This window comes from Kitasatospora sp. NPDC001119 (assembly GCF_053598475.1).
Genome location: NZ_JBSFKI010000008.1, coordinates 148,822 through 174,994 on the forward strand (window position 1 = coordinate 148,822; position 26,173 = coordinate 174,994).

The window sequence follows — 26,173 nt, forward strand, 5'->3', positions numbered from 1 at the left end:
CCGAACACGTCGATCGCCCAACAGCCCGACCAAGGAGCCCCGTTGTCCACGAACCGCTACCACTGGGACCGCTCGCACCCCGGCCTGACCAGCCTCCAGCAGGCCATCGACCCGCTGCGCCGCGAGGTGGTCGAGCACTCGGTGTACCGCTCGCTCACCGGCATCGAGCGGGTCCGCACCTTCCTCGGCAGCCACGTCTTCGCCGTCTGGGACTTCATGTCGCTGCTCAAGAGCCTCCAGCGCGACCTCACCTGCGTGGACGTGCCGTGGGTCCCGAACGGCCCGACCGCCAGCCGCCGGCTGATCAACGAGATCGTGCTGGTCGAGGAGAGCGACGAGCTCGGCGAGGGCTACACCAGCCACTTCGAGCTGTACGTCGAGGGCATGCGGCAGGCCGGTGCCGACCCGCGCCCGATCGAGGAGTTCCTGGCCCTGCTGGGCTCCGGCACCGCCGTGCCGGACGCCCTGAAGAACGCCGGAGTGCCGCAGCCCGCCCTGGACTTCACCTCCACCACCTGGTCGATCGTGGAGAACGCGCCGGTGCACTGCCGGGCCGCCGCCTTCGCCTTCGGCCGCGAGGACCTGATCCCGGACATGTTCACCCAGGTCATCCGGATCGACGACCCCGAGGGCGCGCTCACCGTCTTCAAGGACTACCTGGCCCGTCACATCGAGGTCGACGGCGAGCAGCACACCCCGATGGCGATGCAGATGCTGATCGACCTGTGCGGCGACGACCAGGACAAGTGGGACTCCTGCGCCGAGACGGTCCGCACCGCGCTGCGCGCCCGGCTCCAGCTGTGGACCGCGATCGAGCGGTCCTTCTGAGGCCTGCCGGAGGACGTCCGTCGTCACGGCGGAAGGGCGCCCACGGGGAACCGGCCTCCCCGTGGGCGCCCTTCCGCCGCCGGGGCCTGCCTTCGCACCCGCGCCGGCGGGGCGGGTCAGAGCACCTTGGGCAGCACCCCGGCCGAGGCGGGCGGCCGGTCCCCGGCCCTGCGGAACCGGTGCAGCGCCGCCCGGCCCTCGGCCCCGCGCACCCGGGCGGCGAGCCGGGCCGGCAGCACCACGGTGGCCAGCCGGCCCTCGCCCCGGAACCCCTCGACCGTCCAACAGACCCAGGGAATCGGATAGTTGGCCGCCGGACTGAACAGCACGGGCCGCTTCCCCTGGAAGCTCACCGCATAGGCGCCGAAGCCGCTCCAGTTGGAGAAGCTGAACCGGCGCGCCGCCGGGTCGAAGCCCAGCGGCACGCAGTCGCGCAGCCGGGAGCGGCCGAGGGTGGCCAGGAACCACAGGTTGGCGCGGAGGTTGAGGTGCGCGGTCGGGAACTCCTCGACCGCCGTGCGCAGTGCGCCCGCGAGCACCGCCGGTCCTTCCTCGGGCCGGTGCGGCAGATGGACCTCGCTGAGGAGGTTGCCGAGCAGCGCGGGCGACAGGCCCAGCCAGCGGCGCGCGTTGACCGGCACGGTCAGCATCCGCTCGGCGTCGTCCCCGTCCAACTCCCGCAGGGTGCTGAGGAGGTGGGCGCAGAGCACGTCCCCGGAGGAGAGCCGGCGCCCGGCCGCCAGTCCGAACTCCTCGCGCATCCGGGCCAGTTCGGCGTCGGTGAAGGCGATCTGGACGATCCGGTTGGCGCGTGGCCCGACCGCCACCTCGCGGGCCAGCAGCTCCGCCTCCGCCGCCGAGGGCAGCCGGAAGCCGGGCCGGCCGCAGTCCTCGTCCGGGAGTACCTCGGCCAGCAACTCGTCCTGGTCGTCGACGAGTTCGGCCTTCGGCAGCGGTTCGCCCTCGACCGCCGCGGACCAGGTCCGCAGCAGCAGCATGAAGCTGTGCAGGTCGCCGATCGCATGGTGCCAGGAGCAGCCGAGCACCGTGCCGCCGTCGGCCGTGCGGGTGAGGCGCACGGTGAGCAGCGGGACGCCGCCGTCGCGGGCGGCGGGGGCGTCCAGCGGGGCGACCAGTTCGGCGCCGGCCGCCGTCGCCCGGCCCATCGCCTCGGCGAGCGTGCCCTCCACGGTGTAGACCTCGAACGGCACGCCGGTGTCGTCGCAGACGGCCTCCAGGACGCCCTCGACGGTGCGCAGCCTTCCGGCGAAGACCGGCACCCGCTCCAGCGCCCGGGCCAGGCCGGCGGCGAGCCGGTCGTCGTCCAGCGGGTGCTCGAAGCAGAGCACGACCGAGACGGCGAGGTCGGCGAGCATGGTGTCCATCAGCCCGCAGCGCAGCACCCGGCCGGTGGCGTGCCCGGCCCGGACGGTCCGGGATCTTCGCAACTGCGGCCAGATGCTCATGGGTTCCGTTCCGAAGCACTCGACGACTCCCGGTGACGCGCGGGCGCGTTCCGGCGGCGCGCGATCCGCGGGCACGCCGAACGATAGTGGCGCGCGGAGGCAGTGGTCCAGTCCAATCCCGCACTCCGGCAGGGCTCTTCGGCCGGTGCGGCGACAGCGACGGCGATAGAATGCGCAGCATGGGAGAGCGCCCCGGCGCACCCTCCGCGCCGCCCCTCGTCCTGGTCACCGGCACCGCGTCGCGGGTGATCGACCCGAGCCGGGCCTACCACCTCGGCCGCGACCCGACCAGCGAGATCGTCCTGGACGACCCCCGGGTGTCCTGGCACCACGCGATCCTGCGCGCCACCGGAGGGCACTGGCTGCTGGAGGACGTCGACAGCACCAACGGCACGTACGACGAGGGCCGGCGGGTCAGCCGCGAGGAGGTCGGCCCGGGCACCCGGCTGCGCTTCGGCGACCCGGCCGACGGCCCGTCCGCGGCCTTCGCCGGCCTTCCGGCACCCACCGCGCACAAGCGGCCGTCGCTGGTCGCCCCGCACCTCTCCGGCACCTTCCGCCGTCCGAGCGCCGTCCACCGGCTGCTCGGCCGCACCGTCCGGATCGGCCGCTCCCGCGACAACGACCTGGTCCTGGACAACCTGGTGGTCTCCCGGTACCACGCCGAACTGCGCGCGCTGCCCGACGGCGGCCACGAGATCGTCGACCTGGACAGCCACAACGGCACCTACCTCAACGGCCGCCCCGTCCAGCGCGCCCCGGTCGGCCCGGCGGACATCGTCGGCATCGGCCACTCCGCGCTCTGCCTGGCCGACGGCCGGCTGGTCGAGTACACCGACACCGGCGAGGTCTCCCTGGACGTCCGGCACCTGGTGGTCCGGGTCGGCCCCGACCACCGGGTGCTGCTGGACGACGTCGGCTTCCCGCTCGCCGAGAAGGCGCTGCTCGCGGTGGCCGGGCCGAGCGGCGCGGGCAAGTCCACCCTGCTCAACGCGCTCACCGGGCTGCGCCCCGCCGACCAGGGCACGGTGCTGTACGACGGGCGCGACCTCTACCGCGACTACGCCGAGCTGCGCCGCCGGATCGGCCTGGTGCCGCAGGACGACATCCTGCACACCCAGCTCACCGTCCACCGCGCCCTGTCCTACGCCGCCGAGCTGCGCTTCCCCGGCGACACCGACCCGCACGAGCGGGAGGCCCGGGTCCGCGAGGTGATCCACGAACTGGGCCTGGACGGCCGCGCCGACCAGGTGATCGCCAGCCTCTCCGGCGGCCAGCGCAAACGGGTCAGCGTCGCGCTGGAGCTGCTCACCAAGCCGTCCCTGCTCTTCCTCGACGAGCCGACCTCCGGGCTGGACCCGGGGATGGAGCGCTCGGTGATGCGGATGCTGCGCGGGCTCGCCGACGACGGCCGGACGGTGGTCGTGGTGACGCACAGCGTGCTGAGCCTGAGCGTCTGCGACCGGCTGCTGGTGCTGGCCCCGGGCGGGCGGACGGCGTACTACGGGCCGCCCGGCGAGGCGCTGGGCTTCTTCGGCTACGAGGAGTGGCCGGAGGCCTTCGAAGCCTTCGAGGACGAGGACCACGACAGCTGGCAGCAGCGGTTCCGCGGCTCCCCGCAGTACGCGCGCTACGTGGCGGCCGAGGGCGTGCCGACGCCGTCGCCCCGTCCGCGCGCCCATCCGCACCCGACCCCGCACGAGCCCGCCGCGTCGGCCACGCCCGCCCTTCCCGCCGCTCCCGCCGCTCCCGTGATCGACTGGGACAAGCCGCAGGGCTGGTTCTCCCAACTGGGCACCCTGGTACGCCGGTACACCGCGGTGCTGGCCGCCGACCGGCTCTTCCTCACCATCATGGTGGTGCTGCCCTTCGTGATCGGCCTGATGTGCCGGGCGATGGCCGGCTCCCGGCTCTCCCCCGACAACGCCGTCAACTGCCTGCTCACGCTCTGCATCGGCGGGCTGCTCACCGGCGCCGCCAACTCGGTGCGCGAGCTGGTCAAGGAGCGCGCGATCTACCGGCGGGAGCGGGTGGTCGGGCTGTCCAGATCGGCCTACCTGGTCTCCAAGGTGGTGGTGCTCGGCACCGTCACGGTGGCCCAGGCCGCGGTGCTGACCGTGGTCGGCCTGGCCGGGGTGGACCTCTCCTTCGCGGTGCCGACCGGGGTGGTGATGCCGCAGCTGCCCGAACTGATCCTCGCGGTCGCGCTGCTCGCCTTCTCGGCGATGATGCTCGGCCTGGTGGTCTCGGCGCTGGTGGGCAAGGAGGAGGCCACCATGCCGCTGCTGGTCCTCCTCTCGGTGGTGCAGATCGTCTTCAGCGGCCTGATGCTCAAGCTGCACGGCGTCCCGGGGCTGGAGCAGTTCGCCTGGCTGGTCCCGTCGCGCTGGGGCCTGTCGGCGATGGCGCGCACCGTCGAGCTGCACGGCATCTTCCCGAACGCGATCACCGCCGACCCGATGTTCCGGCACCAGCGCTCCGGCTGGCTGGTTGGCATCGCGCTGCTGCCCGCGCTCTCGCTGCTGTACGGCCTGGTGGTGCTGGCCCTGCTGCGGCGGCACGAGCCGAGCATCATGCGGCGCTAGCGGAAGGGCGACCGCCGCATGGACGAGTTCGCGTTCCGCCCCACCCACGTCGCCCCGCCGGACGGGATGGCCTCCTGGGCGGCACCCGACCCGGCCCGGCCCGACGCCCGGCTCGACGCGCTGCTGCCGCTGCAACTGGTCGACCGCCGGGGCGACTGGGCGCGGATCCTCTGCTCCAACGGCTGGACCGCCTGGGTGGACGGCCGCCTGCTGGTCGCGCTGCCGCAGCCACCGCCCGCCGCCGGCGGCCCGCCCGCGCGGACCGCCGACCCGCGGCCGGCGCTCGCCGAGGCCGGGGGCGCACTCGACCGCTACCGCGCCCTGCTGGAGGACCTCGCCGGTGGCGCCCTCGACCTGGGGGCCTTCCGGGAGCGCACCCGGGGCCTGCGGATCGGCCTGGTGGTGGACGGCGAGGCGGTCTGGCTGTTCGACCCGGTGTACGACCGCTGGTGCTACGGCGACGGGCTCCAGCTCCAGACGTACGCGGCCACCGACCGGCCCAGCCCCTCTCCCGCGCCGTCGCCCGCGCCCGCGCCCGCGCACGGCCCGTCCGCGGAGGGCCCGTCCGCCCCCACCCGGACCGGTGAGCCGTGACCTCCGCCGAGCCGGATGCCACCGAGCGGGACGCCACCGGTCTGCCCGCCGGGCTGGTCGGGCGGCGGGTCGCCGGCTACCGGCTGGAGAACGAGATCGGGCGCGGCGGCATGGCCGTGGTCTACCGGGCCAAGGACCTGCGGCTCGGCCGGACCGTCGCGGTCAAGCTGCTCGCCCCCGAGCTGGCCCGCAACGAGGTGTTCCGGCAGCGGTTCATGCACGAGTCGGAGGCCGCCGCCGCGATCGACCACCCGCACATCATCCCGGTGTTCGAGGCGGGCGAGCAGGACGGCATCCTGTACCTCGCGATGCGCTACGTGGAGGGCGGCGACCTGCGCGCCCTGATCAACCGCTCCGGCCCGTTCCCGGTCGGGCGGGCCGTCCGGTTCGCCCTCCAGATCGCCTCGGCACTGGACGCCGCGCACGACCACGGCCTGGTGCACCGGGACGTCAAGCCGGGCAACGTACTGGTCGCCGCCGGGACGGACAGCGAGCACCCCGAGCACCTGTACCTGGCGGACTTCGGCCTGACCAAGAAGTCCCTCTCGCTCAGCGGGCTGACCACCGTCGGCCAGATCGTCGGCACGCTCGACTACGCGGCGCCCGAGCAGATCTCCGGCAGGCCGCTGGACGGGCGCTGCGACCAGTACGGCCTCGGCTGCGTGGTCTTCGAGATGCTCGCGGGCGCCCCGCCGTTCCGCCGGGAGAGCGACCTCGCGCTGCTCTGGGCGCACCTCAACGACCCGCCGCCCGCGCTGCGCGACCACCGGCCCGACCTGCCAGCCGCCGTCGGGGCGGTGGTCGCCCGGGCGCTGGCCAAGACGCCCGGGGAGCGGTACCCGAACTGCCTGGACTTCGTCGCCGAGCTGCGCGCGGCGAGCACCGCCGCCGCGCCGGAACCGTGGCGCGCCGACGGGCCGCCCACCCGGGTCGTCCCCGCGCTCACCCCCGACCCGCCCCCGGTGCCCGGGCCGCCCGCCTGGGCCGCACCGGTCGTCCACCCGCCGCCGTCGCCGCCCGCAGGGAGCCGTCCGTCATGAACGCCGTGAGCCAGGTCTTCGCCGTGGTCGCCGCGGCGATCCACCTGATCGTCTGGCCGCTGGAGAGCTTCCTGTACGGGCACCCGCGGGTGCGCCGCGTGCTGACCGGCAGCACGGCGGACGCCCCGGAGGTCCGGCTGTGGCGCGTCAACGTCGGTTTCTACAACCTCTTCCTGGCCCTCGGCCTGGTCACCGGCCTGGTCCTGCTGCACACCGGACACCCGGGGGCCGGGCGGGCGGTGGTGCTCTACGTCGCCGCGTTCATGGTCGCGGGCGGGATCACCCTGTTCACCTCGGAACCGAAGCTGTGGCGCGGTGCACTCGGCCAGGCCGTCCCGGCGGCGATCATCCTTCTGACGGAGGCTTTCTGACGTTCCATCACCATCTCTTCAGGCGTACGGCTAAACTCCGCCTACCCCGCGACGGTCGCGGAGGCTGGGGGTGGCAGCAGTGGCGAAGATCCCGATCACCGACCGGTACGTCGTCGGCCTCGGCTGTCGGGTGAGCGTCCAGCAGGGCCTCACCTCGACGAAGGTCAGATGGAGCGTCGCACACCTGCCGGAGGGCGGCTCGCCCCGGCCCACCGGCGGGAACAAGGAGATCGGCGTCATCTGCCCACGCTGCCGGCGTTCCTTCTCCGTCCGGGTGGAGACCGCCACCAGGGCGCGGGTCAAGCGGCTGGTCCACCGGACGGTGGGCTGGCTGCTGGTGCTCTCGCTGCTGGCCCTCGTCCCGATGCTGGTCCAACTGGGCGGCCGGACCGTCGAGGAGGGCGACGACCAGGCCGTCGACAACATCGGCCTGCTCTTCACGCTGGCCGCCGCAGGCGTGGTCGTCGGACCGTCGCTGCTGCTCAGTGCGGGCATCCACGACGGCATCGGGAAACTCCGGCTCATCCGGGCCGACGGCCGCAAGACCATGTGGGTGCGGGGCCACCGGCTGTTCTGAGCCGGGCCACGCCCCCCGCGCCCGTCACTCGGCGTCCGCCGGTACCTCGCCGCGGTGCCGCACCCGGGTGGCGAGCAGGGCGCCGAGCGCGCCGGTCACCAGCCCCCAGCCCGCCGCGAGCGGCACCGCCGTCCAGAGCACCGGGCGCAGGGTGAGGCTCCCGCCGCCCAGACCGGCCAGCGGGTTGCCGCCGCCGAGCACGGCGCCCAGCAGGTCGCCCAGGCCGCCCTGGCCGAGGCCGACACCGAGCACGGAGAGCCCGTAGTCGGCGTCCACCCGGGTCCACAGGCCCACCAGCAGCACGGTGACGGCGGTGGCGAGCGCGAACCGGACGGCGTGCCGCCAGAGCCGGACGGTGCGCGGCGCGCGGCGGGCCGCCAGGAAGGCGGCGGCGAGCAGCAGGACGGCGGCCAACGGCAGCAGCCACCAGCTGCGGGCGTCCTGCTCCGCGAGGGTGCCGAGGTCGATGGTCGCCGGCCCGCCCCCGGGGGTGCGCAGCACGGCGCTGAGCGGCTTGGGGACGGGCAGGCCGAGCCCGCCGACCAGCCGCCCGTGCCACGTGGCGCCGAGCCCGATGCCGAAGGCCAGCCAGACCAGGTCGGGCAGCGCGAGCAGCACCACGGCCAGGGTCTGCCGGGGGTTCCCGTGCACGACCGCGGTCAGCACCCCGGCCACCGCACCGATCGCCAGGTACGCCAGCAGCACCAGCCAGAGCGCGAACGCGGGCGGGCGGACCGCGAGTTGGTAGCGCACCAGGGCGGGCGGCAGCGGGGCCCGCCGGGACACCGCGAAGGTGACCGCGAGCACCACCAGCAGCCAGGCCAGCCCGATGCCCACGGTGGTCGGGCCGTCCGCGCGGAAGCCGACCTCCGGGGTCAGCCCGAGCGCGCCGCCGATCGACTGGGCCAGGTCGCCGCCGAGCGGGACGACGAAGCCGTGCCGGGCGCCGAGGGTGAGCAGCACCAGGGCGAGCACCCAGAGCAGCAGCGTCCGGCCGATCCGCCCGAGCAGCTCACCGCCGCCCGCGACCGCGCGGAAGCGCAGCTGGCGCAGGAACACCTCGGCCATCGCGACCGCGCCGACCACCGAGACGCTCAGCGGCATCGCGCTGATCCCGGCCCCGACCGCCGCGAAGTCCCCGGCGCCGCCGTCGAGTTCGACGGTGCCGCCGACGGCGAGCGCGAGCGTCGCCGCCAGCACGGCGGGAAAGCCGCCGTCCGGGAGGTCGTCGGCGCCGGCCAGCCAGAGACCGAGCGCGGCCACCGCCGCCATCGCGACCAGCCCGGCCAGCACCACGGCGAGCGCGTCCAGCCAGCCGCGTACGGCGCCGGGCGGGCCCGCGGCCCGGGTGGTGGGCTGCTGCATGCCGCCTCCTCGTCGCTCGCGGGGTGCACAGGGGTCCGGCCCGGGCGCGGCGCGATCGATCTCTGATCTACGCCCGATCTACGCCCGATCGGCTCCCGGCCGGGTTCCGGCCGGGTTCCGGCCGGGTTTCCAGGGTGGCCGACGGTCGGCGGGCACGCTCGGCGACGCCCCGGCACCTGCTGTTGCGGCGAACGGGGCAACGGGGGAGAAAGGGAAGCCACTGGCAGGAGCCTCCCGAGCCGGCCCCGGTCGGCCGACCGCCTGCGAAACGGAGCCTCGATGACCTCCCAACCGCCTCCGTCCGGCCTGCCCGGCCCGCCTGGTGAGCCTCCGCACGGTCCGCCGTCCGGTCCCCCGTCCGGGCCGTTGGCCGGTCGACCGTCCGGCGGCGGTACGGCCGGTTCGCCGTCCGTGCCCCCTCCGCCCTCGGGCCCGTCCGGGGCCGCCGGGGCGGGTGGCGCCGGGAGTGCGAGTGGTCCCGGCGGCGCGAGCGGACCGGGCGGGCCGACCGGACCGGGCGGCGCAGGCGGGCCCGGCGGGCCGTCGTCCGGCGGGCCCGGACGCGGGGCGCGCACGCCGTGGTGGCGCTCCGGGAAGGGACTGGCGCTGGCGGCGGGCACGGTGGCGGTGGCCGTGGTGGCCACCGTGCTGATCGTCAACAACCAGGGCGGCAACCACCCGGCCGTGCCGACCGCGAACGAGGTCGCCCTGCAGGCCCCGGCCGATCCCGGGCCGGACCCGTTCACCCCGTCGGTGGAGACCCAGGGGGTGAGCGCCCCCGCACCCGGCTCCGCCGTCCCGACCCCCGCCCCGACCGTCACCCCGACGGCGCAGCACCCGGGCGGCGCCTCGTCCCGGAGCGGTTCGCCGACCGCGCTCCACAGCGTCGAGGGCAGCTCGGCCGGGCTGTACGCCGGGTCGATGGGCAAGCCGAGCTGCGACACCGAGCGCCTGGTCAGGATGCTCTCAACCGGGGACACCGGGCGCGCCTGGGCCTCCGCCGCCGGCATCGCGCAGGCCGACGTCCCCGGCTACCTGCGCTCGCTGACCTCCGCCTACCTGCGGGTGGACACCCGGGTGACCAACCACACCTACAAGAGCGGCGCGGTGGTCGAGTACCAGTCCGCACTGGAGGCGGGCACCGCCGTCCTGGTGGACGCCCAGGGCGTGCCCCGGGTGCGCTGCTCCTGCGGCAACCCGCTGAAGCCGCCGGCGCTGGTGAGCAACGCGAGGTACACCGGGAAGGCCTGGGCGGGCTTCCAGCCGTCCACGCTGATCATCGTGGTGCCGGCAGCCCGACCGGTGACCGAGATCATCCTGGTGAACGTCGAGACCGGCGGGTGGTTCTCCCGGATGACCGGGCGGGTCGAGGTCGTGGACCGACCGGCCGAACCGCCGAAGGGGCCCCTGGTGCCCGGCATCCCGCCGCCGGGCCCGTGGACGCCGTCCACACCCTCGGCCACCTCCTCGACCTCGCCCGGTGCAACGTCGCCGGGTGCAACATCACCGGGCACGACCCCACCCGGCACGCCATCGCCCGGCACGCCGACGAGTTCGGGTGCCACCCCCTCAGGCTCCACAGGCGCCGGAGTCACCTCCTCGGGCCCGACGACCCCCGGAGCCACGTCCCCGACCAGCTCGGGTCAGCCGCCGGGGACGGCCACGACGACCAGCACCCCGCCCCCGTCCACGGTGACCACCGGCACACCGACTCAGACTCAGACACAGACGCCGACACCGATCACCAGGACGCCCTCCCCCGCGACGACGACCACCGCCGTCACGACGGCAACCGGGACCACGACGGCGACCACCACCACCGCCCAGGCGCCGACCGCGACCTGCGCGAGCACCGCGCCGTCCACCCTGCCGCCCTGCCCGACCGCGAGCGCCGCCACGCCGAGCTGACCCGGCACACGCCCCGCTCCGCCCCGCTGCCATCGACCCTCACCCGGCCAGTGGCAGCGGCGCACCTCAGGGCAGCAGCACCTTCGCGTCCTCGGGCCCGAGCACCCGGCCGTCCGCCGAGCGCACCTCGACCGGCGCGACGGGCGCACCGGACTCGCGGTCCACCAGGCGCGCCCGGGGCTCGCCCTCCTCGAAGAACCACTGGTCGCCCCACTGCCGCAGCGCCGTGATCACCGGGAACAGCGCACGGCCCTTCTCGGTGAGCACGTACTCCTGGTACGGGCTGCCGTCGGCGGCCGGCGCGAGCTCGAACACGCCGTTGGCGACCAGGCCGGCCAGGCGGGAGGACAGGATGTTCTTGGCCAGGCCGAGGTTCTTCTGGAACTGCCCGAAGCGGCGCAGTCCGTCGAAGGCGTCACGGACGATCAGCAGCGTCCAGCCGTCGCCGACGACGTCGAGCGGACGGGCGACCGGGCAGGCCGATTCCTCGTGCGTGGTGCGTTTCGGCACTTCTCCCACCTCTCAGCTCTCACCGGTCGGCGCCCAGCGTACCGATCAGAGCGTGGTTGCTTATTAAAACCAGGGTATGCCATGGTGTCGCGGTAGCACTTTGAAACCACCATGCCCCTTCGAGGGAGTCCGCCCATGACCTCACCCGCCCGCGCGTCCGCCGAGGACCCGACCGCCGCCGACCCGACCGCCGCCGACCCGACCGCCGACGCCCTGGCCAAAGCCCCGGCCGACACCCCCACCGGGGCCCCGCCGCGCGGCCTGTCACCGGCCATCGCCTGGCTGCTCTCCGTCGCCTGCGGCCTCGCCGTGGCCAACGTCTACTACTCGCAGCCACTGCTCGACCTGATCGCCCGGGACTACGGCATCGCCCCGGCGACCATCGGCCTGGTCGGCACCCTCACCCAGACGGGCTACGCCCTCGGCCTGCTCCTGCTCGTGCCGCTCGGCGACCACGTCAACCGCCGCACCCTGATCACCTCCCAGCTCGGCTTGTCCGTCCTCGCCCTCCTCGCCGTCGCACTCGCCCCCTCCGCTCCGCTGCTGCTCCTCGCGATGGCCGCCGTCGGCGTCCTCGCCGTCGTCGCCCAGGTGGTCGTCGCCTACTCCGCCCAACTCGCCGCCCCGGGCGACCAGGGCCGGGTGGTCGGCACCGTGACCAGCGGCATCGTGGTCGGCATCCTGCTCGCCCGCACCGTCGCCGGGACCATCGGCGACCTGGCCGGCTGGCGCGCCGTCTACGTCGTCTCCGCCGTCGCGACCGCCGCCATGGCCCTCGCCGTCGCGGCCGCCGTCCCGTCCGAGCGGCACCGGGCGGCCGAGCGGATCGGCTACCCCCGGCTGGTCGGCTCGGTGTTCACGCTCTTCGCCCAGGAGCGCGTGCTCCGGGTCCGGGCCGTCCTCGCGCTGCTCGGCTTCACCTCCGTCACCGTGCTGCTCACCCCGATGGTGCTCCCGCTCGCCGCGCCTCCCTTCAACCTCAGCCACACCCAGATCGGGCTCTTCGGCCTGGCCGGCGCCGCCGGAGCGCTCGGCGCCGGGTACGCCGGCCGCCAGGCCGACCGCGGCCGGGCCGAACGCACCGCCGGCATCGGTCTGCTGGCCATGCTGGTCGGCTGGCTCCCGGCCGCGCTGCTGCCGCACTCGGTCTGGTGGCTGGTGCTCGCCATGGTGGTGATCGACTACGGCCTGCAGTCCGTCCATGTCGCCAACCAGCACCTCCTCTACCAGGTCCGCCCGGAGGCGCAGAGCCGCCTGACCGCCGGCTACATGCTGCTCTACTCCGCCGGGTGCGGCGCGGGCGCGATCCTGTCCACCGTCGTCTACGACCACGGCGGCTGGACGGCCGTCTGCCTGCTCGGCGCCGCCACCAGCCTCACCGCGCTCGGCTACTGGTGGACGGCGGCCCGCCGCTGACGGCCGATCGGCCACCGGCCCCAGCGCCTACGCGTACGTCACCTACGCGTCCGCCACCGGCGCCTCCGCCGACGACGCCGCGGCGAGGACCTCCCGCAGCGTCCGTATGCCCTCGCGCCAGGCCGCCGCCTCCCCCGACTCGTCCCACAGCTCCGCGAGCTCCGACTCCTCCGCGACCACCCGGTCGAGCGCCGCCACCGCGAGCGGGCGCAGCTCGGCGGAGAGCGGCGGGACCGGCTCCTTGGGCCCGTAGGCGCTGGTCACCGCCGCCCCGCCCGGGCACTGCGCCGCCACCAGTGCGGCGGAGGCGACCGCCTCCACCGCCTCGTCCGAGTCCAGGAACTCCTCCGCCCGGACGGCGTACAGCAGCGCCGACCGGAGCAGCGCCTCCCGCTCGCCCGGCGCCGCGTCGTCCAGTCCGCCGCAGAAGTCCGCCGCCGAGTCGTTGTCGAAGTGCCCGATGTCCCAGGTGCCCATGCCGATCCCCTCACGCCGTTCGTGTTCGTGTGCGACGGATGCTTGCACACGGCACTGACAATCGGCCGGGCCGAGGGATATTCGCTGGTCAGGGCCGACCGCGGTGGGGCAGAGTGCCCCCATGACCACGATTCAGGGGCTGGACCGGGACGGGTACATCGCACGGGAGGGCTCGCTCGACCGCGTGCCGCCGGCGTTCGCGCCGGTGGTCACCGCGGCCCGGGAGCGGATCGCCGCGGCCTTCGCCCCCGACCGGCTGCACAGCGCCTACCTCTACGGCAGCCTCCCGCGCGGCACCGCCACCCCCGGCGTCTCCGACCTCGACCTGCTGCTCGCCCTGCGCCACGAGCCCACCGCCGCGGACCGGGCGGAGGCCGACGCCCTCGAGGCCGCGCTCGACGGGGAGTTCGCGCAGGTGAACGGGGTCGGCGTGGTGCTGGCCGGCACGGACACTCTGCTGAGCGAGCTCGAACGCCACGACCTCGGCTGGTTCGTCGCCTGCCTCTGCACCCCGCTGCTCGGCGAGGACCTCGCCGCCCGGCTCCCCCGCTACCGCCCCACCTCGCTGCTCGCCCGGGAGACCAACGGCGACCTGGCCCTGGTCCTCCCGCTCTGGCACGAGCGCCTGGCCGCCGCCACCACGGAGGCCGAACTGCGCGGCCTCACCCGCGCCGTCTCCCGCCGCCTCGTCCGCACCTGCCTCACCCTGGTCATGCCCCGCTGGGGCGGCTGGACCAGCGACCTCGCCGCTTCCGCCGAGATATTCGCCGGCTACTACCCCGAGCGCGCCGCCGAAGCGCGCCTGGCCGCCGCCCTCGCCCGCGGCCGCACCCCCGACCGGGCCGCCCTCACCGTGCTCGTCGACGACCTGGGCCCCTGGCTCGCCGCCGAGTACGCCGCCGTCCACGGCGTGAAGGCGCCGCGCCCGTGACGGCAGCACGCCCGTGACGGAACCGCACCCGGACGGCCGGCCCTACGGCCCGGACCACCGGTGCGTCCCGCTCCCGCCGGCCCACGGCATGCTCGTCCCGGACGTCGTCGGCGGGCGGACCGGGTACGTCGAGGTCCTCGACCCGGCGGCCGCTCCGGGACACCAGTCCCGGCCGGGGCTGAACTCCCCGCCGCCGCAGGGGCTTCAGTCCACGCACGGGATCCCGCCCGCCTTCACCGCCGGCCCCTGCATCGGCAGCCCCGCCGCCGAGTCGGCGGAGGTCTCACCCGGCGCGGCCGACGGCACGGCCGTCGGGCTCGGGGTGCGGGAGACGGCGAGGGTGAGCAGGACGCGTCCCGCGGGGATCCCCGACGAGAAGACCGCGTTCACCCCGTAGCGGGCGGCGAGGCGCTGCGCCTCGGCCTTGGCCCCGGCTCCGTACCCGACCGCGGTGGCCCGGGTCCTGGCCGGGGCGTCGCCGATCCGGCCCGTCTGGTAGCCGAGTTCGGCCAGCGCCCGGGACTCGTTGGCCGCCGCCCCCGCCCCCGCGACCGCGTTGATGTCGACCACCGCCTTGGGCGTCGCGCTCGGCGTCGGGGTCGCGGAGGGCGACGGGGCCGGGTCGCCCGGCGCGTCCCCGGACGGCGCGACGGGCACGACGGCGGGGACGGCCGGCGCCGGCTCGTGCTTGAAGAGCTGCCGGACGATCTTCCTGATCAGGTCCGGGTTGACGGTGTTGACCTCCTGCCCGCCGACCGTCTTGAAGCCGCTGATCGGCAGGGTGTTGAACTCCACGTTGCCGCCGGTCAGGTTGGGCGCCTGCTGGGCGAAGTCGAGGATGTTCCACTCGTTGTCGATGACCACGTCCTTCTTCACCACCGCGAACAGCTTCTGCATCTGCCCGAGGTCGTTCAGGATGCCCTGCTGCTTGAGCCGGTACTCGACGGAGGAGAGGAACGCCTGCTGCCGGTGGGTGCGGTCGAGGTCGCCGTTGGTGAGGTGGTGGCGCTGGCGGACGAAGGAGAGCGCCTGCGCGGCGTCGAGGGAGCTGATCCCGGCCGGGAGCTTGAGGCCGGTGCCGCCGCCCTCGTGGGTGGCGGTCCGGGCGATGATCGGGTCGTCCACGGGGTGGTTGAGGCAGACCTGGACCGGCTCGACCGCCTTGGCGATGTCGTAGAAGCCGATCAGGTTCACCTCCGCGAAGTGGTCGATCGGGACGTCCAGGAAGCTCTGCACGGTCCGGATGGTGGCCGAGCGGCCGGCCTCGCGGCTCTGCCGTTCCAGCGCCGCCTTGGAGAGCCCCTTGCCCGCCAGCTTCTGCTCGGCGGCCTCCTTGGCGATGCCGTACGCCTCCTTGATCTTGTGCATCTTCCCGTCCGCGCCGACGGTCTGCACGTAGTCGTCGCGCGGGACGGAGAGCGCGGTGACCTTGCCGCCGTTGGCCGGGATGTGGAGCACGATCAGGGCGTTGGTGTTGTACCCGCCGATCTCGCTGGAGCCGGCGTGCAGTTCGTCCTCCACGAACTGCCGGGGCAGGTCGTTGCCGTCCATGTCCTTGCGGCTGTCCAGGCCGATCAGCAGCAGGTTGACGGACTTGTCGAGGTGCGGCGGGGCGTTCTTCCTGGCCTCGCTCAGCGCGGTGGACTTGATCATGCCGTCGTCCAGGCTGCGGTACTCGTACCAGGTGAAGCCGCTGGCGCCGAGCACCGCGACCGAGACGGTGCAGGCCAGGGTGCGCCCGGCGACGGTCAGCGGGGCGGCGGCGCGGCGCGGGTCGTAGCCGCGCCGGCCGCGCAGACCGCGCTGCCCGTGTTGGCCGCGGCCGCCGGTACGGCTGTTGCCGCGCTCAGCCACGGCGGCCCCTTCCGGCCGGGACAGCCGTCCTGCCGGTCCGCCGGCGCTCCGGCACCGCCCGGCGGCGGGCCGCCGTGACACGGACCGCGACCACGACGAGCGCCACCGCCACGGCCGCGGCCATCACCGGGAACGCCCCGACCACCCAGCGCAGCGCGCCGGTGCCGAGGTTCCTCCCCTGGTACTTCCCGGGGTGCGCCAGGTACTCGACGCCCGAGGCGGTGAGCAGCACCACGACCGGAGCGGCCGTCACCACCCACCACCGGCCGGTGCGGCTGCAGAGCAGCGCCGCGGCCGCCGTCCCGAGCACCGAGCCCACCGCGAAGAGGAGGCCGACGCCCGGCCCGTCGAGTTCGTCCGCGACCGCTCCGAGCAGCGGCAGCCCGACCGCCGAGAACGCGGCCGCCGTCCCGCCGCGCCGGCGCGCCTGCTGCCTGCGGCGGGCCGCCCCGGGGCGCGGCGACCGGACCTGCCGGGGCGCCGCGGTGTCCGCGCGCCTCCCGGGGGCGCCTGCGGCTCCCGCACCGGCCGGCCAGGAGCGCTGGGCGGGCAGGGCGCGGTCCTCGGTGCGGGGCCCCGCGTCCTGGTACGGCGTTCTCGCCCGCTGACCGGCCATGCGCACTTCCCTCGATCGTTGCGGCTGCGGCGGCGCGATCGCACCACCGCGCGTGCCGGGACGCCGTCGGTCCTGCCGGGGCCCTGGCGGCGCCCTGGTGACGTCCTGGTGGGGACCAAGCCTCTACATTGCTGTAGAGGTTGGGCTGGAGCATACAAAACCCATTTCAGCAAAGTCATCCGCTGCCACCCGGCAGCGACCGACCGCCTGGTGGACCGTCGTTAGGATGGTCATGATCCCCGCCACGTCGGCACACCATCAGGAACGCATCAGAGGAGCAGAGCGTCACCATGTTTGAGAGTCTGAAGAACCTCGCGGGCAAGGCCACCGACCTCGCCCGTGACCACGGCGACGTGATCGGGCAGGGCCTGGACAAGGTCGGCGACGCGATCGACGACCGCACGGACGGCAAGTACAGCGGGCAGATCGACACCGGCGTCGAGAAGGCGAAGGACTTCCTGCGCAACCTCGACGGCGACCAGAAGCCCGCCGAGTAACCTGCCGCAGGACACGATCGGCCGCACGACGGTCGAACGACCGCACGGGCGAACGGGGAGGGGCGGCAGCGGTGAGCGAGGAGAAGAAGGGGCCGGGCTGGGGGCAGTGGCTGGTGCTCACCGTCGCGGTCGTGGTCGGGCTGGGCCTCCTGCGCGGCAACGACCACGACGGCGCGGCCTCCGCCGACCCCTCCCCGACCGCCGCCGCCCCGTCCGTCCCCGGGTCCGGCGGCGCGCCGTCGGCCGGCGGCTCCGCGAAGCCGTCGAAGCCCTCGGGCCGCTACGACCCGGCCGACTACGCGGAGCCGGTCCGCCGGTACGCCACCGAGGCCGGGGTCAACCCGCAGCTGCTGATGGCGATCCTCTACAACGAGTCGTACAAGCCGCACGACCCCGAACTCGAACGGGCCTGGCAGCGCGGCAAACCGGACGCCTCCTTCGGCATCGCCAACATGCACCGGGCCGCCTTCGACGACACCAAGCCCGGCCGCCCCTTCGCCTCCCGGCAGTGGGAGGAGCTCCCGGACGACCGGGACCTGGCCGTCCAGGCGGCCGCCTGGCACCTGCACGACCTCGCCGCCCAACTTCCCGCGCGCCCGGGCGTGTCGCTCAGCCGGGACGAACTGGTCGCCCTCGGCTACAACGCGGGCGCGGGCAACATGCTGGCCTTCGCCCGGGGCGTCAAGATCGGCTCCCAGGCGCAGTCCTACCTCGACCGCCTGCGGGACAACTGGTCGAAGTCCGGCGAGGCCGTGAAGTAGCGCCTCCGGGCGGTCAGCTGACGGCGATCCGGGCGGACCAGACCCTCCGCCAGGCCAGCGCGTCGGCGACCCCCTCGGCGATGCCGCGCCGCGGCTGCCAGCCGAGCAGGTCCCGCGCGGTGTCCACGACGGCGTAGCAGCCGATCACGTCCCCGGGCCGCGGCCCGGCCTCCCGCACATCGAGGCTGGCGCCGACGGCCTGTTCGAAGGCGGCGATCAGCTCCCGCACGGTGGTCCCGTCGCCGGTGCCGACGTTGATCACCCGGTAGCGGTCCGCCACGCCCGGGGCGATCACCTCGTCGAACCGGAGCAGCGCCGCGACGTGCGCCTCGGCGAGGTCCTGGACGTGGACGTAGTCGCGGATGCCGGAGCCGTCGCGGGTCGCCCAGTCGGTGCCGGTCACGGTGAACGGGGTGCCGGTGGTGTGCGCCTCGATCAGCTTGCCGAGGGCGTGGGTGGGCCGGAGGTCCTGGAGGCCGGTGCGCAGCTGCGGGTCGGCGCCGATCGGGTTGAAGTAGCGCAGGGCGATGACGCGTTGGCGCTCGGCACCCTCGCCCCGGGTCCAGTCCTGGAGGACCTGCTCCATCATCTGCTTGGTGCGCGCGTACGGGCTGCCGGCGTCGACCGGGCTGCTCTCGTCGACCCGGGCGTCGGGGGTGGGGGCGTAGATCGAGGCGGAGCTGCTGAAGACGACCCGGGTGCAGCCGTGGCGCTGGAGGGCGTCCAGGAGTTCGACCGTCTTGGCGACGTTCTCCCGGTAGTAGTACAGCGGCTTGGCCACGGACTCCGGTACGACGATCTTCGCGGCGCAGTGCACGGTGGCGTCGATGTCGGGGTGCTCGGCGAAGATCCGGTCGAGCAGGGCCGCGTCGGCGATGTCGCCCCGGTAGAAGAGCCGGTCCGCGACGAACTCGGTCCGCCCCCGGGAGAGGTCGTCCAGCACGACCGGGGTGATCCCCCGGTCGAGCAGGGCGGAGGCGACGGTGCTGCCGATGAATCCCGCGCCGCCGGTGATCAGGACCTTCTTCATGCGCGAGCGCTCCCTTGCGGTCGTCCGGGCGCCCAGTGGCGCCCGGTGACCGGAAGGGACGTCGGTTCGCACCCGGCCGGTTCCACGACGGGGCCGCTCCCCCGGAGACGGCCGGCCCGCGCCGGGCGGCTCAGCCGCGGTGGCGGCGCAGCCAGAGGCCGGTGGCGACCAGGACGACGGCCGCGCAGGCGGTGCCGATGGCCGCCCAGGCGGTGGCGTCGGAGGTGGTCGCGTGGACGCGGCCGGGCGCGGCCTCCCGGGCGGAGACGGGGGCCGCGGTGGTCCCCGTCCCGGCGGTGGTCTCCCGGAGCGGGGCGGGGGTCACCTCGGCAGACCGTGGCGAGCCGTCCCCCGGCTGGGCCTCGGCGAGCGGCGAGCCCCCCGTCCCCGCGGGCGCCGGGTCGGTGACCACCGCGGTGTCGATGTCGAGCTCGCCCTCGCCGTGCCCGGGGGCGGGGGAAGAGCAGTCCACCGTCACCCGCCAGTGCCCGACGGGCAGGATCTCCCGGGTGGTGTACGTCCCGGGACGGCCGGGGGCGGTGACCAGGCGCCAGGGGCCGACGGCGCGCCCGTCGGTGGCCGTCGCGGAGAGCGTGCCGGCGAACTCCCCGGTCACCGGGTCGTGGTCGTTCTCCCAGGTGGCGACGGTGCTGACGCGACCGTTCTGCTGGCCGGTGACGTCCAGGTGGACGCTCTCGCCGTGGGCGGCGGCGGGTGCGGCGGCGGCGAGCAGGGCCGCCGCGGCGAGGGCGAGGGCGCTGAGGTGGGGGCGGGTTCGCATACGGGAGGGTCCTCGGGGCGGTGTGGGGGCAGGGACGCTGGGAACGGCCGGCGCCGGGAACGGCCCGCCACTGGGTGGGCGGCGGCCGGTCCCGGCGCGACGGACCTTCGGGCCTGCGGGTCTTGGGGTCCGCGGGCGTCGGCGGCTCGGGTCGGAGGGTGCGGCCGGCGTACGGGCCGACCGGTTTTACGGGCTCACAGGAACAGCCTTACCCCGTTCGGCACACGAGGACTTCAGCAACGAACAGTTCTGGTAAGAGAGGCCGCCGTTCGACTGCGGAGACTCCGGCCGCCGCCCGCGTCGAGGGTGAACCCGCCTCCGTCAGCGGCGAGTTGACACGTCCGCGCGGCCGCTTCGGGGTGCGGCAGCCGGGCGGTGCGCCGGACCGGGGCCGCCGTGCCGCCAAGCACGGCGCGGCGGCCCGGGTCGGCGGAATTCGGCGTGATCTGACTGATGGCCGCCTCGGGAGCCGGTCCTCCCCGGGGTCGGGGGCGGGGCCGGGGGCGGGGCCGCGGCGGCCAGGGCGCCCTGCGGGTGGGCCGGCGGCGTCGGCGCGGCCCGCTGCTCCGGTGTCCCATCGCGTTCCTCTCCTCGCGCGACGGCCCGTGCCCCTGCGACGGAGGGGCTCGGGCCTTCCGACACTCCGGAGAGCGGGAAGGGCGAGCGGGAATAACAGAAACCTCTTGCGAAAATCCCCGGGCCGTTCGATCGAGTGGCGGCCGGGGACGCCGAACCGGCCCTGGGCGCAAGGCGCAACCGCGCAGGGCGGAGCCGGGGAGCGAGCAGGGGGCGGAGCCGGGGAGCGAGCAGGGGGCGGAGCCGGGGAGCGCGAGCAGGGGGGCGGGCGCTCCCCGGCAGGCGGTGGTGGCGGCCACCCGGCCGGAGTCCCGGGGCGTGCGACTCCGTCGGCCGTGACGGAATGCTAGACCCGTCGGCAGGTGCTGACCAGTGCTCTGACCAGCGGATTTTCCGCCCCGGACATGCCATCGCCAGCCAGGGTGCGACGTACCGTCAGATCCGACGTACCGTCACATCGCCGGACGGTCAGGCCGCGGCCTTCACCGGCTCCGCACCGAAGGCCGCCGCGCCCGCCCAGGGCCGTACCGCCGCCGTCGCGCCGGTGCCGCAGCCCCCGTGCAGCCGGGCCAGCCCGGCCGCCAGGACGACCCGGTCCCCGCCGAGCCAGAGCCGCAGGGCCGCCGAGAGCGCGGCGCTGGCCGGCCCGGCCGCGGGGCCGCCGGTCCGCACCAGCCGCTCGCCGAGCAGCGGCAGCAGGTCCGCGACCGCCGCGGGCAGCCACAGCGTGAGCGCGAACGGCGCCGGTCTGGCCAGAACGCGTAGCAGCGGCAGGACGCAGGCGTCGTCGTGCAGCGCGGGGATGACCTCCAGCAGCCCGTCCACCGCCACGTCGGAGACGTCGCCGCCGTGCCCGCGCGCGAGGTCGCGCAGCAGCGCGCGCTCGGCGGCGGTGATCCGGACGGTCAGCATGACCTCGTCGCAGTCCATGGTCCCGGCCCCTGTCGTGGAGAGTTGGTGGTGTGGTCGTCGGGTCGTGGTGTCAGTCCTGTGCCGACAGGGTTCCTGCCCCGATCCGGCCCTCCGATACCGGCGCTATCAGGCCGTAGTGGCCGTCGAAGCGGCGGTAGAGCACCCGGGCCCGGTGGTCGCCGGGGTCGGTCCAGCCGACGAACGGGCGGCCGGTGAGCCAGAGCCGGCGGGCCGCCTCGGCGAGGTCGAGCGGGGGCATCGCGCTGGTGCCCGCGGCCCACAGTTCCACCGTGCCGCCCGGCGTGCAGCGGTGCACCAGGCCGTCCCGTCCGGTCGCGGCGTCCGCGAAGAGGTGGAACCGCCGGTCGAGGGCGAGCAGTTCGAGCACGGCCTGCTCGGGGCCGCGGCGGGCGAGCACGACCGCCTTGTGCCGGGCGATCCGCCGCTGGGCGAGCGGACGGTCGGCGAACTGCGGGCGGTAGGCGCTCTCGTACGCGACGGCGAAGCCGATGTCGCCCTGCTCGCGCAGCCGGACGGCCCGGCCGGCCAGTGTGCCGAGCACCAGGTCGACGGACTCCCGCGCGGTGCCGGTGGCCAGCTGCACCCGGACCGGGCCGACGCCCGCCAGCTCGACGTCCGCCTGGGCCAGCGCGGGCCGGGTCACCGAGCGGTTTCGCGAGCGGGTCAGCCGCAGTCGCAGCGCGTGGGTGTCGGGGCCGAGCGCCGCGGCGGTGGCCAGTGCCCGGGCCCGGGCGTACTCGGCCTCCTCGCGGGGCAGCTCACCGCGGATCTCCACCCGGACGTCGAGGGCCGGCCGGTGGCGCAGACGGGTCATCAGGTTCCTCCTTCTTCGCATCCATGCTGTCCCTCGTACGCCCGTGCGGCGAGGGTCCAAAGACCCTGCCCCGCGGGCGAGCCGCCGACCGCCCGGAGGGTCGCATCGGCGCAGGTCAACACCGGATTTCGAGCACGCACGAAAGGGTCGATCCACTCGGCCGTTGGAGTGATCCCCGCACATTCGGCGCAACGCTCGGGAAACCGGCGCGTTTGTTCAACGTGCGCCCTCCCGCCGGGGGCGCGCGCGGGGCCCGCGCTGGGCGGACCCCCGGCTCCCGGCCGGCCCGCCGCTGCCACCCGGCATCGCCCGCACCGGCCCCTCTGGTGAGAGGTAGTGTCATGTCCCTGCTGACCGAGACGCGGAAGCTGATCGTCCCCCCGAGAACCGCACCCGGCCCGTCCCCGCTGGCCCGCGCCGCCGTCCCGCCGCTGGCCCCCGGCGCCCTGCCCGGCCTCGGGCACGCCGGCGCCCTGCTGCGCGACCCGCTCCGCTTCCTCGGTTCGCTCTCCCGCCACGGCGGGGTGGTCCGCATCCGCCTCGGCCCGCGCACCGTCTGCGTGGTCACCGACGCCCGGCTGGTCCACACCCTGCTCGTCGCGCTGGCCCACGACTGCCCGCGCGGCGCCGTCCAGGACACCCTCAAGACGGCCTTCGGCGACGGCCTGCTGATGTCCGAGGGCCAGGCCCACCGGGACCGCCGCCGGATCATCCAGCCGGCCTTCGGCCCGGACCGGATGGGCGAGTACCTGGCCGTGATGCAGCAGGTCACCGAGGAGCGGGCCGGACGCTGGCGCCCCGGGCAGGTCCTCGACGTGGCCAAGGAGATGAACCACCTGGCGCTGGAGATCGTCACCCGCACGCTGTTCGACGCCCGGCTCAGCGAGGACGCCACCGTCGCCTTCCACCGGGCGCTGCCGGACCTGGTGAAGGGCCAGATCGTCCAGTCCCTCTACCCGAGCCCGGCGCTCGCCCGGCTGCCGCTGCCCGTCAACCGGCGCTTCGACGACGCCGTCCGGGTGCTCAACCGGGTGGTCGACCAGGCCGTCAACGGCCGCGCCGCGGGCGCCGAGGAGGGCCGCCGCACCCTGCCCGCCCTGCTGCGCGCCGCGACCGACCCGGCCAGCGGGTGCCCGCTCACCGAGGCCGACGTGCGGTCCGAGGCGATCGCCATGTTCGGCGCGGGCACCGAGACCGTCTCCACCACGCTCACCTGGCTGCTGGACGAGCTGCTGCGCCACCCCGAGGTGGAGGCCCGGATCCTCGCCGAGCTGGACGAGCACCTGCCCGCGGGCACCGTCCCCACCCTCGAGGCGCTGGCCCGGCTCACGTACACCCGCAGCGTCACCCAGGAGGTGGTGCGGCTGCACGCGCCGAACGCCTTCCTGATGCGCACCGCCCGGGTTCCGGTCGATCTGGGCCCGTACCGCGTCCCGGCCGGCACCGAACTGCTGTACAGCCTCACCGCGCTGCACCGCGACCCGCTGCGCTACCCCGAGCCCCTGAGCTTCCGGCCCGAGCGCTGGCAGGACGCCGGCGGCACCGGACGGCCGTCCTTCCTGCCGTTCGGTGCGGGCAAGCACAAGTGCATCGGCGAGGCCTTCGCCTGGGCGGAGCTGACCGTCGCGGCCGCGGCGATCCTGCGGCGCTGGCGGCCGGTGGCGGTGCCGGGTGCCCGGGCCCGCGAGGTGGTGTGGACGACGGTCCAGGCGCACGGCCTGCGGGTGCGGCTCGCGCCGCGCGGCGCGCGCTCCCCACGCAGGAGCTCCACCGCGGCCTCCCGCGAGGGTGATACCGGCTCCTCACCGGGGGACACAGTGCCCTCCTCCCCTGGTGAGCCGCCGTCCGGCCGGTGCCCGTTCACCGGCGCCAGCCGTGCGACCGCCCCCGCCGACCCGGCCGCCCCGGCGGACCTCCGGTCGCGTGCCGACCTGCTCCTCTCCGCCGACCGGCACGCCGACTGGGCGGTCCGCCGCGGCCTGCTCACCCCGGCGGAGCTGCCCCGCTACCGGGGGTACGCGCTGCACGAGCTGATCGGCTACGCCTATCCCCGCGCCCGGGGCACCGAACTCGACCTCCTGGTGGACATGCTGGGCTGGTTCACCATCCTGGACGACCGGTTCGACGGCCCGCCCGGCCGCCACCCCGTCCAGGCCCGCGCCGTGGTCGACCCGCTGATCGCGGTCCTCGACGGCGCCCGCGGCGGGAGCCCTTCCGAAAGTCGACTACTGCTCTCCTGGAGGGAGTTGTGGGAGCGCCAGACCGCCTCGATGTCCCCCGAGTGGCGCGCCCGGGCGGCCCGGGAATGGCGGGCCTGCCTGGCCACCTTCCCCGCCGAGGCCGACCACCGCGCCAACGGCACCGTGCCCGCCCTCGGCCTCGACCTGACGGACACCATGTGGCTGCGCCGGCACGGCAGTTGCCTCTACCCGTTCATGAACATAATGGAACGGGTCCACGGCACCGACGCCCCGGCCGCGCTGCACGCGGAACCCGCGCTGCACCAGCTGCGCGCCAACACCGCCGACGCCGCCACGCTGATCAACGACCTCTACTCGCTGAAGCGCGAGGAGCGGCAGGGCGGGACGGCGTTCAACACCGTGCTCACCCTCGAGCGGGCCCACGGCTGCACCCGCGACCGGGCGGTCCACGCGGTGCGCACCCGGGTGGCGCAGCTGCAGCAGGAGAGCGAGGAGCTGCGCCGCGACCTGCTGCGCCGCCACCCGGCCGGGCGCTGGTACCTGGACGGCACCCGGGAGCTGGTCGCCGGCGTGCAGGCCTGGACCAGCACCAGCCACCGCTACCGCGTGCGGGACCGGGAGGCGCGCCAGTGAGCGGCCCGGTCCGGGAGCGCTACTTCCGGCCGCCGAGCGCGAACAGCAGCAGCACGAAACCGGCGAACAGGTGGGTGGCGAAGATGTAGATGCCCGCGCGGATCAGCATCGCCTTGCGGCGCCGCTTCTCCTCGCTCGTACCGTCCCCGCCCGTACCGCTCCCGCTGGTACTGCCCTCGCTCACGCTGTCGTCGCTCGTGCTGGCGCTCATGGTGGTGCTTCTCCTCGGATCGGGCGGACGGGCCGGGCGCGGCTCAGCGGGGCCGACCGCCGGGGGCGCGCAGCTCGGTGAGCAGCGCGCCCTGGTCGGTGATCAGCTCGGTCAGGATCCGGCGGGCCGCGCGCAGCAGTTCGGCGACGTCCGGGGTGCTGAGCGCGTACACCACGGTGTTGCCCTCACGGGTCGCCGTGACCAGCTGGGTGCGGCGCAGCACCGCGAGCTGCTGGGAGAGGTTGGACGGCTCGACCTCGATCTCCGCCAGCAGCTCGCGCACCGGCCGGGGGCCGTCCTGGAGCAGTTCCAGGACCCGGATCCGTACGGGGTGGCCGAGGGTGCGGAAGAACTCCGCCTTGGCCTGGTACAGCGGCACCGGCATCGTCCGCGCTCTCCCTCGGGTCCGGCTGGATGGTCGTCCGGCCGGGCGGGGATCTCCGCCGCGGCCGGTAGGCATCATCGCGACAGATGAAGATTTCTTCAAGTCGTCACCGCGCGTCGCCGGGGTGCGCCGGAATCCGGAAGGCCCCGACCGGGCGCTCCGCCGGGCGGTCGCGATCGGGTCGGGGCATGCGAAAGCCGAGCCCGGGACGCTGCCAACTCCCGGGCTCGGCAGTCATGGTGATGAGCCGTCAGCAGACTACAGGCACATCGACCGTGGCCGGGACCTGCCCGCTCCAGAAGCCCTCGACGTCGAAGGAGACGTGCACGGTGGACCCGCACGGCACCGTGCTGGAGACGCCGTCGACCCGCACGGTGGAGACCTGGAACACGGTGCGGCCGTTCACGGTGCCGAGCGAGGCCCCGCCGGTCACGTTGGCCGACAGGTGGGTCACCAGCTCCTTCGGCGCCGGCGGCCACGGGGTGCCCGGGGACGGCGGGCCGGCCAGGCCGATCTTCCCGTAGACCGCGACGCTGTCACCCGTCACGTCGGCGCAGGCGTAGGTGGCCAGGCCGGCCTGCAGGCTGGAGTAGCCGCAGGTGGTGACGGTGGCGGTGGTGGTGGCGGCGGCCGGGGTCGCGGCGATGGCCGGGACGGGGGCGGCGAGCAGGGTGACGGCGCCGGCGGCGATCCAGGTGGCGCGAATCATGCGGTTCATCGGTGCCTCCTCCTTCGGAGGGTATGAGGACGGACTGGGAACAGGTGACGTGGTACATATGACATTTCATAGGCCCACGACAGAAACTTTGACAT

Annotated in this window: 25 protein-coding genes; 12 read left to right on the top strand and 13 right to left on the bottom strand. The window is 74.9% G+C overall.

Annotated elements, in window-relative coordinates; translation table 11 throughout:
* Window positions 1–42 precede the first annotated feature (42 nt).
* Window positions 43–828, top strand: coding sequence for a DUF3050 domain-containing protein (locus tag ACWDD9_RS12605; protein ID WP_074004880.1), 786 nt, complete (start codon window positions 43–45; stop codon window positions 826–828).
* Window positions 829–944: 116 nt separating this feature from the next.
* On the opposite strand, the gene ACWDD9_RS12610 is transcribed toward ACWDD9_RS12605, so the two are convergent.
* Window positions 945–2,294, bottom strand: a complete 1,350-nt coding sequence (locus ACWDD9_RS12610) for an acyltransferase (RefSeq protein WP_074004881.1) — start codon at window positions 2,292–2,294, stop codon at window positions 945–947.
* 179 nt (window positions 2,295–2,473) lie between these two features.
* Here ACWDD9_RS12610 and ACWDD9_RS12615 point away from each other — a divergent pair, with 179 nt between their 5' ends.
* The 5 genes from ACWDD9_RS12615 (at window position 2,474) to ACWDD9_RS12635 (ending at window position 7,461) form a co-directional block, all read left to right on the top strand.
* A complete protein-coding gene (locus ACWDD9_RS12615) occupies window positions 2,474–4,879 on the top strand; it encodes an FHA domain-containing protein (protein ID WP_449811583.1) in 2,406 nt (801 codons plus the stop codon).
* A gap of 18 nt (window positions 4,880–4,897) precedes the next feature.
* Window positions 4,898–5,473 carry a hypothetical protein gene (locus ACWDD9_RS12620; RefSeq protein WP_449811584.1) on the top strand — a complete coding sequence of 192 codons (576 nt, stop codon included), beginning with the start codon at window positions 4,898–4,900 and terminating at the stop codon, window positions 5,471–5,473.
* Window positions 5,470–6,513: a serine/threonine-protein kinase gene (locus tag ACWDD9_RS12625; protein WP_449811585.1), complete on the top strand. Its 1,044-nt coding sequence runs from the start codon at window positions 5,470–5,472 to the stop codon at window positions 6,511–6,513. The genes ACWDD9_RS12620 and ACWDD9_RS12625 overlap by 4 nt, the downstream gene beginning before the upstream one ends.
* The gene (locus ACWDD9_RS12630) at window positions 6,510–6,884 is read left to right on the top strand and encodes a DUF1304 domain-containing protein (RefSeq protein WP_449811586.1); all 375 of its coding nucleotides are present in this window, start codon (window positions 6,510–6,512) and stop codon (window positions 6,882–6,884) included. Before ACWDD9_RS12625 ends, ACWDD9_RS12630 begins: the two co-directional genes overlap by 4 nt.
* Window positions 6,885–6,954: 70 nt before the next feature.
* Window positions 6,955–7,461 carry a hypothetical protein gene (locus ACWDD9_RS12635; RefSeq protein WP_449811587.1) on the top strand — a complete coding sequence of 169 codons (507 nt, stop codon included), beginning with the start codon at window positions 6,955–6,957 and terminating at the stop codon, window positions 7,459–7,461.
* Between the two features lie 24 nt (window positions 7,462–7,485).
* Here ACWDD9_RS12635 and ACWDD9_RS12640 read toward each other — a convergent pair whose 3' ends face one another.
* A complete protein-coding gene (locus ACWDD9_RS12640) occupies window positions 7,486–8,826 on the bottom strand; it encodes a streptophobe family protein (RefSeq protein ID WP_449811588.1) in 1,341 nt (446 codons plus the stop codon).
* A gap of 633 nt (window positions 8,827–9,459) precedes the next feature.
* On the opposite strand from ACWDD9_RS12640, the gene ACWDD9_RS12645 reads away from it, so the two are divergent.
* Window positions 9,460–10,734, top strand: coding sequence for a DUF6777 domain-containing protein (locus ACWDD9_RS12645; RefSeq protein ID WP_449811589.1), 1,275 nt, complete (start codon window positions 9,460–9,462; stop codon window positions 10,732–10,734).
* 66 nt (window positions 10,735–10,800) lie between these two features.
* Here ACWDD9_RS12645 and ACWDD9_RS12650 read toward each other — a convergent pair whose 3' ends face one another.
* Window positions 10,801–11,244 (bottom strand): winged helix-turn-helix transcriptional regulator, encoded by a 444-nt coding sequence (locus tag ACWDD9_RS12650; protein ID WP_049658043.1) that lies wholly within the window; start codon window positions 11,242–11,244, stop codon window positions 10,801–10,803.
* 135 nt (window positions 11,245–11,379) lie between these two features.
* Between ACWDD9_RS12650 and ACWDD9_RS12655 the strand changes: the two genes are divergently transcribed.
* A complete protein-coding gene (locus ACWDD9_RS12655) occupies window positions 11,380–12,660 on the top strand; it encodes an MFS transporter (protein WP_449811590.1) in 1,281 nt (426 codons plus the stop codon).
* Between the two features lie 42 nt (window positions 12,661–12,702).
* On the opposite strand, the gene ACWDD9_RS12660 is transcribed toward ACWDD9_RS12655, so the two are convergent.
* Entirely contained in the window at window positions 12,703–13,137 is a 435-nt protein-coding gene (locus ACWDD9_RS12660) for a DUF4259 domain-containing protein (RefSeq protein WP_049658045.1), read from the bottom strand.
* Between the two features lie 121 nt (window positions 13,138–13,258).
* Between ACWDD9_RS12660 and ACWDD9_RS12665 the strand changes: the two genes are divergently transcribed.
* On the top strand, window positions 13,259–14,068 hold the full coding sequence (locus ACWDD9_RS12665; RefSeq protein ID WP_449811591.1) for a nucleotidyltransferase domain-containing protein: 810 nt from the start codon (window positions 13,259–13,261) through the stop codon (window positions 14,066–14,068).
* A gap of 204 nt (window positions 14,069–14,272) precedes the next feature.
* Here ACWDD9_RS12665 and ACWDD9_RS12670 read toward each other — a convergent pair whose 3' ends face one another.
* Both ACWDD9_RS12670 and ACWDD9_RS12675 read right to left on the bottom strand, forming a co-directional pair.
* Complete coding sequence (locus ACWDD9_RS12670; RefSeq protein WP_449811592.1) at window positions 14,273–15,922, bottom strand: LCP family protein; 1,650 nt, start codon at window positions 15,920–15,922, stop codon at window positions 14,273–14,275.
* A complete protein-coding gene (locus ACWDD9_RS12675) occupies window positions 15,915–16,538 on the bottom strand; it encodes a DUF6542 domain-containing protein (RefSeq protein ID WP_074004891.1) in 624 nt (207 codons plus the stop codon). The genes ACWDD9_RS12670 and ACWDD9_RS12675 overlap by 8 nt, the downstream gene beginning before the upstream one ends.
* 290 nt (window positions 16,539–16,828) lie before the next feature.
* Between ACWDD9_RS12675 and ACWDD9_RS12680 the strand changes: the two genes are divergently transcribed.
* On the top strand, window positions 16,829–17,035 hold the full coding sequence (locus tag ACWDD9_RS12680; protein ID WP_049660325.1) for an antitoxin: 207 nt from the start codon (window positions 16,829–16,831) through the stop codon (window positions 17,033–17,035).
* A 71-nt stretch (window positions 17,036–17,106) separates the two neighbouring features.
* Complete coding sequence (locus ACWDD9_RS12685) at window positions 17,107–17,796, top strand: transglycosylase SLT domain-containing protein (protein ID WP_074004892.1); 690 nt, start codon at window positions 17,107–17,109, stop codon at window positions 17,794–17,796.
* Window positions 17,797–17,809: 13 nt separating this feature from the next.
* Here the strand turns inward: ACWDD9_RS12685 and galE are convergent, their stop codons facing one another.
* The 4 genes from galE to ACWDD9_RS12705 all read right to left on the bottom strand — a co-directional run bounded on the left by galE (window position 17,810) and on the right by ACWDD9_RS12705 (window position 21,930).
* Entirely contained in the window at window positions 17,810–18,826 is a 1,017-nt protein-coding gene (gene galE / locus ACWDD9_RS12690) for a UDP-glucose 4-epimerase GalE (RefSeq protein ID WP_449811593.1), read from the bottom strand.
* Window positions 18,827–18,956: 130 nt separating this feature from the next.
* Window positions 18,957–19,607, bottom strand: a complete 651-nt coding sequence (locus ACWDD9_RS12695; RefSeq protein ID WP_449811594.1) for a hypothetical protein — start codon at window positions 19,605–19,607, stop codon at window positions 18,957–18,959.
* 1,044 nt (window positions 19,608–20,651) lie between these two features.
* Window positions 20,652–21,113, bottom strand: a complete 462-nt coding sequence (locus ACWDD9_RS12700) for a hypothetical protein (RefSeq protein ID WP_117492977.1) — start codon at window positions 21,111–21,113, stop codon at window positions 20,652–20,654.
* Between the two features lie 52 nt (window positions 21,114–21,165).
* Window positions 21,166–21,930: a sigma 54 modulation/S30EA ribosomal C-terminal domain-containing protein gene (locus ACWDD9_RS12705; RefSeq protein WP_449811595.1), complete on the bottom strand. Its 765-nt coding sequence runs from the start codon at window positions 21,928–21,930 to the stop codon at window positions 21,166–21,168.
* 341 nt (window positions 21,931–22,271) lie between these two features.
* On the opposite strand from ACWDD9_RS12705, the gene ACWDD9_RS12710 reads away from it, so the two are divergent.
* On the top strand, window positions 22,272–24,764 hold the full coding sequence (locus ACWDD9_RS12710) for a cytochrome P450 (protein WP_416873806.1): 2,493 nt from the start codon (window positions 22,272–22,274) through the stop codon (window positions 24,762–24,764).
* A gap of 19 nt (window positions 24,765–24,783) precedes the next feature.
* Here the strand turns inward: ACWDD9_RS12710 and ACWDD9_RS12715 are convergent, their stop codons facing one another.
* The 3 genes from ACWDD9_RS12715 to ACWDD9_RS12725 form a co-directional block, all read right to left on the bottom strand.
* Window positions 24,784–24,975, bottom strand: coding sequence for a DUF6126 family protein (locus ACWDD9_RS12715; protein WP_049656767.1), 192 nt, complete (start codon window positions 24,973–24,975; stop codon window positions 24,784–24,786).
* 43 nt (window positions 24,976–25,018) lie between these two features.
* A complete protein-coding gene (locus tag ACWDD9_RS12720; RefSeq protein ID WP_049656769.1) occupies window positions 25,019–25,360 on the bottom strand; it encodes an ArsR/SmtB family transcription factor in 342 nt (113 codons plus the stop codon).
* Between the two features lie 250 nt (window positions 25,361–25,610).
* The gene (locus ACWDD9_RS12725) at window positions 25,611–26,078 is read right to left on the bottom strand and encodes a hypothetical protein (RefSeq protein ID WP_449811596.1); all 468 of its coding nucleotides are present in this window, start codon (window positions 26,076–26,078) and stop codon (window positions 25,611–25,613) included.
* Between the last annotated feature and the right edge of the window lie 95 nt (window positions 26,079–26,173).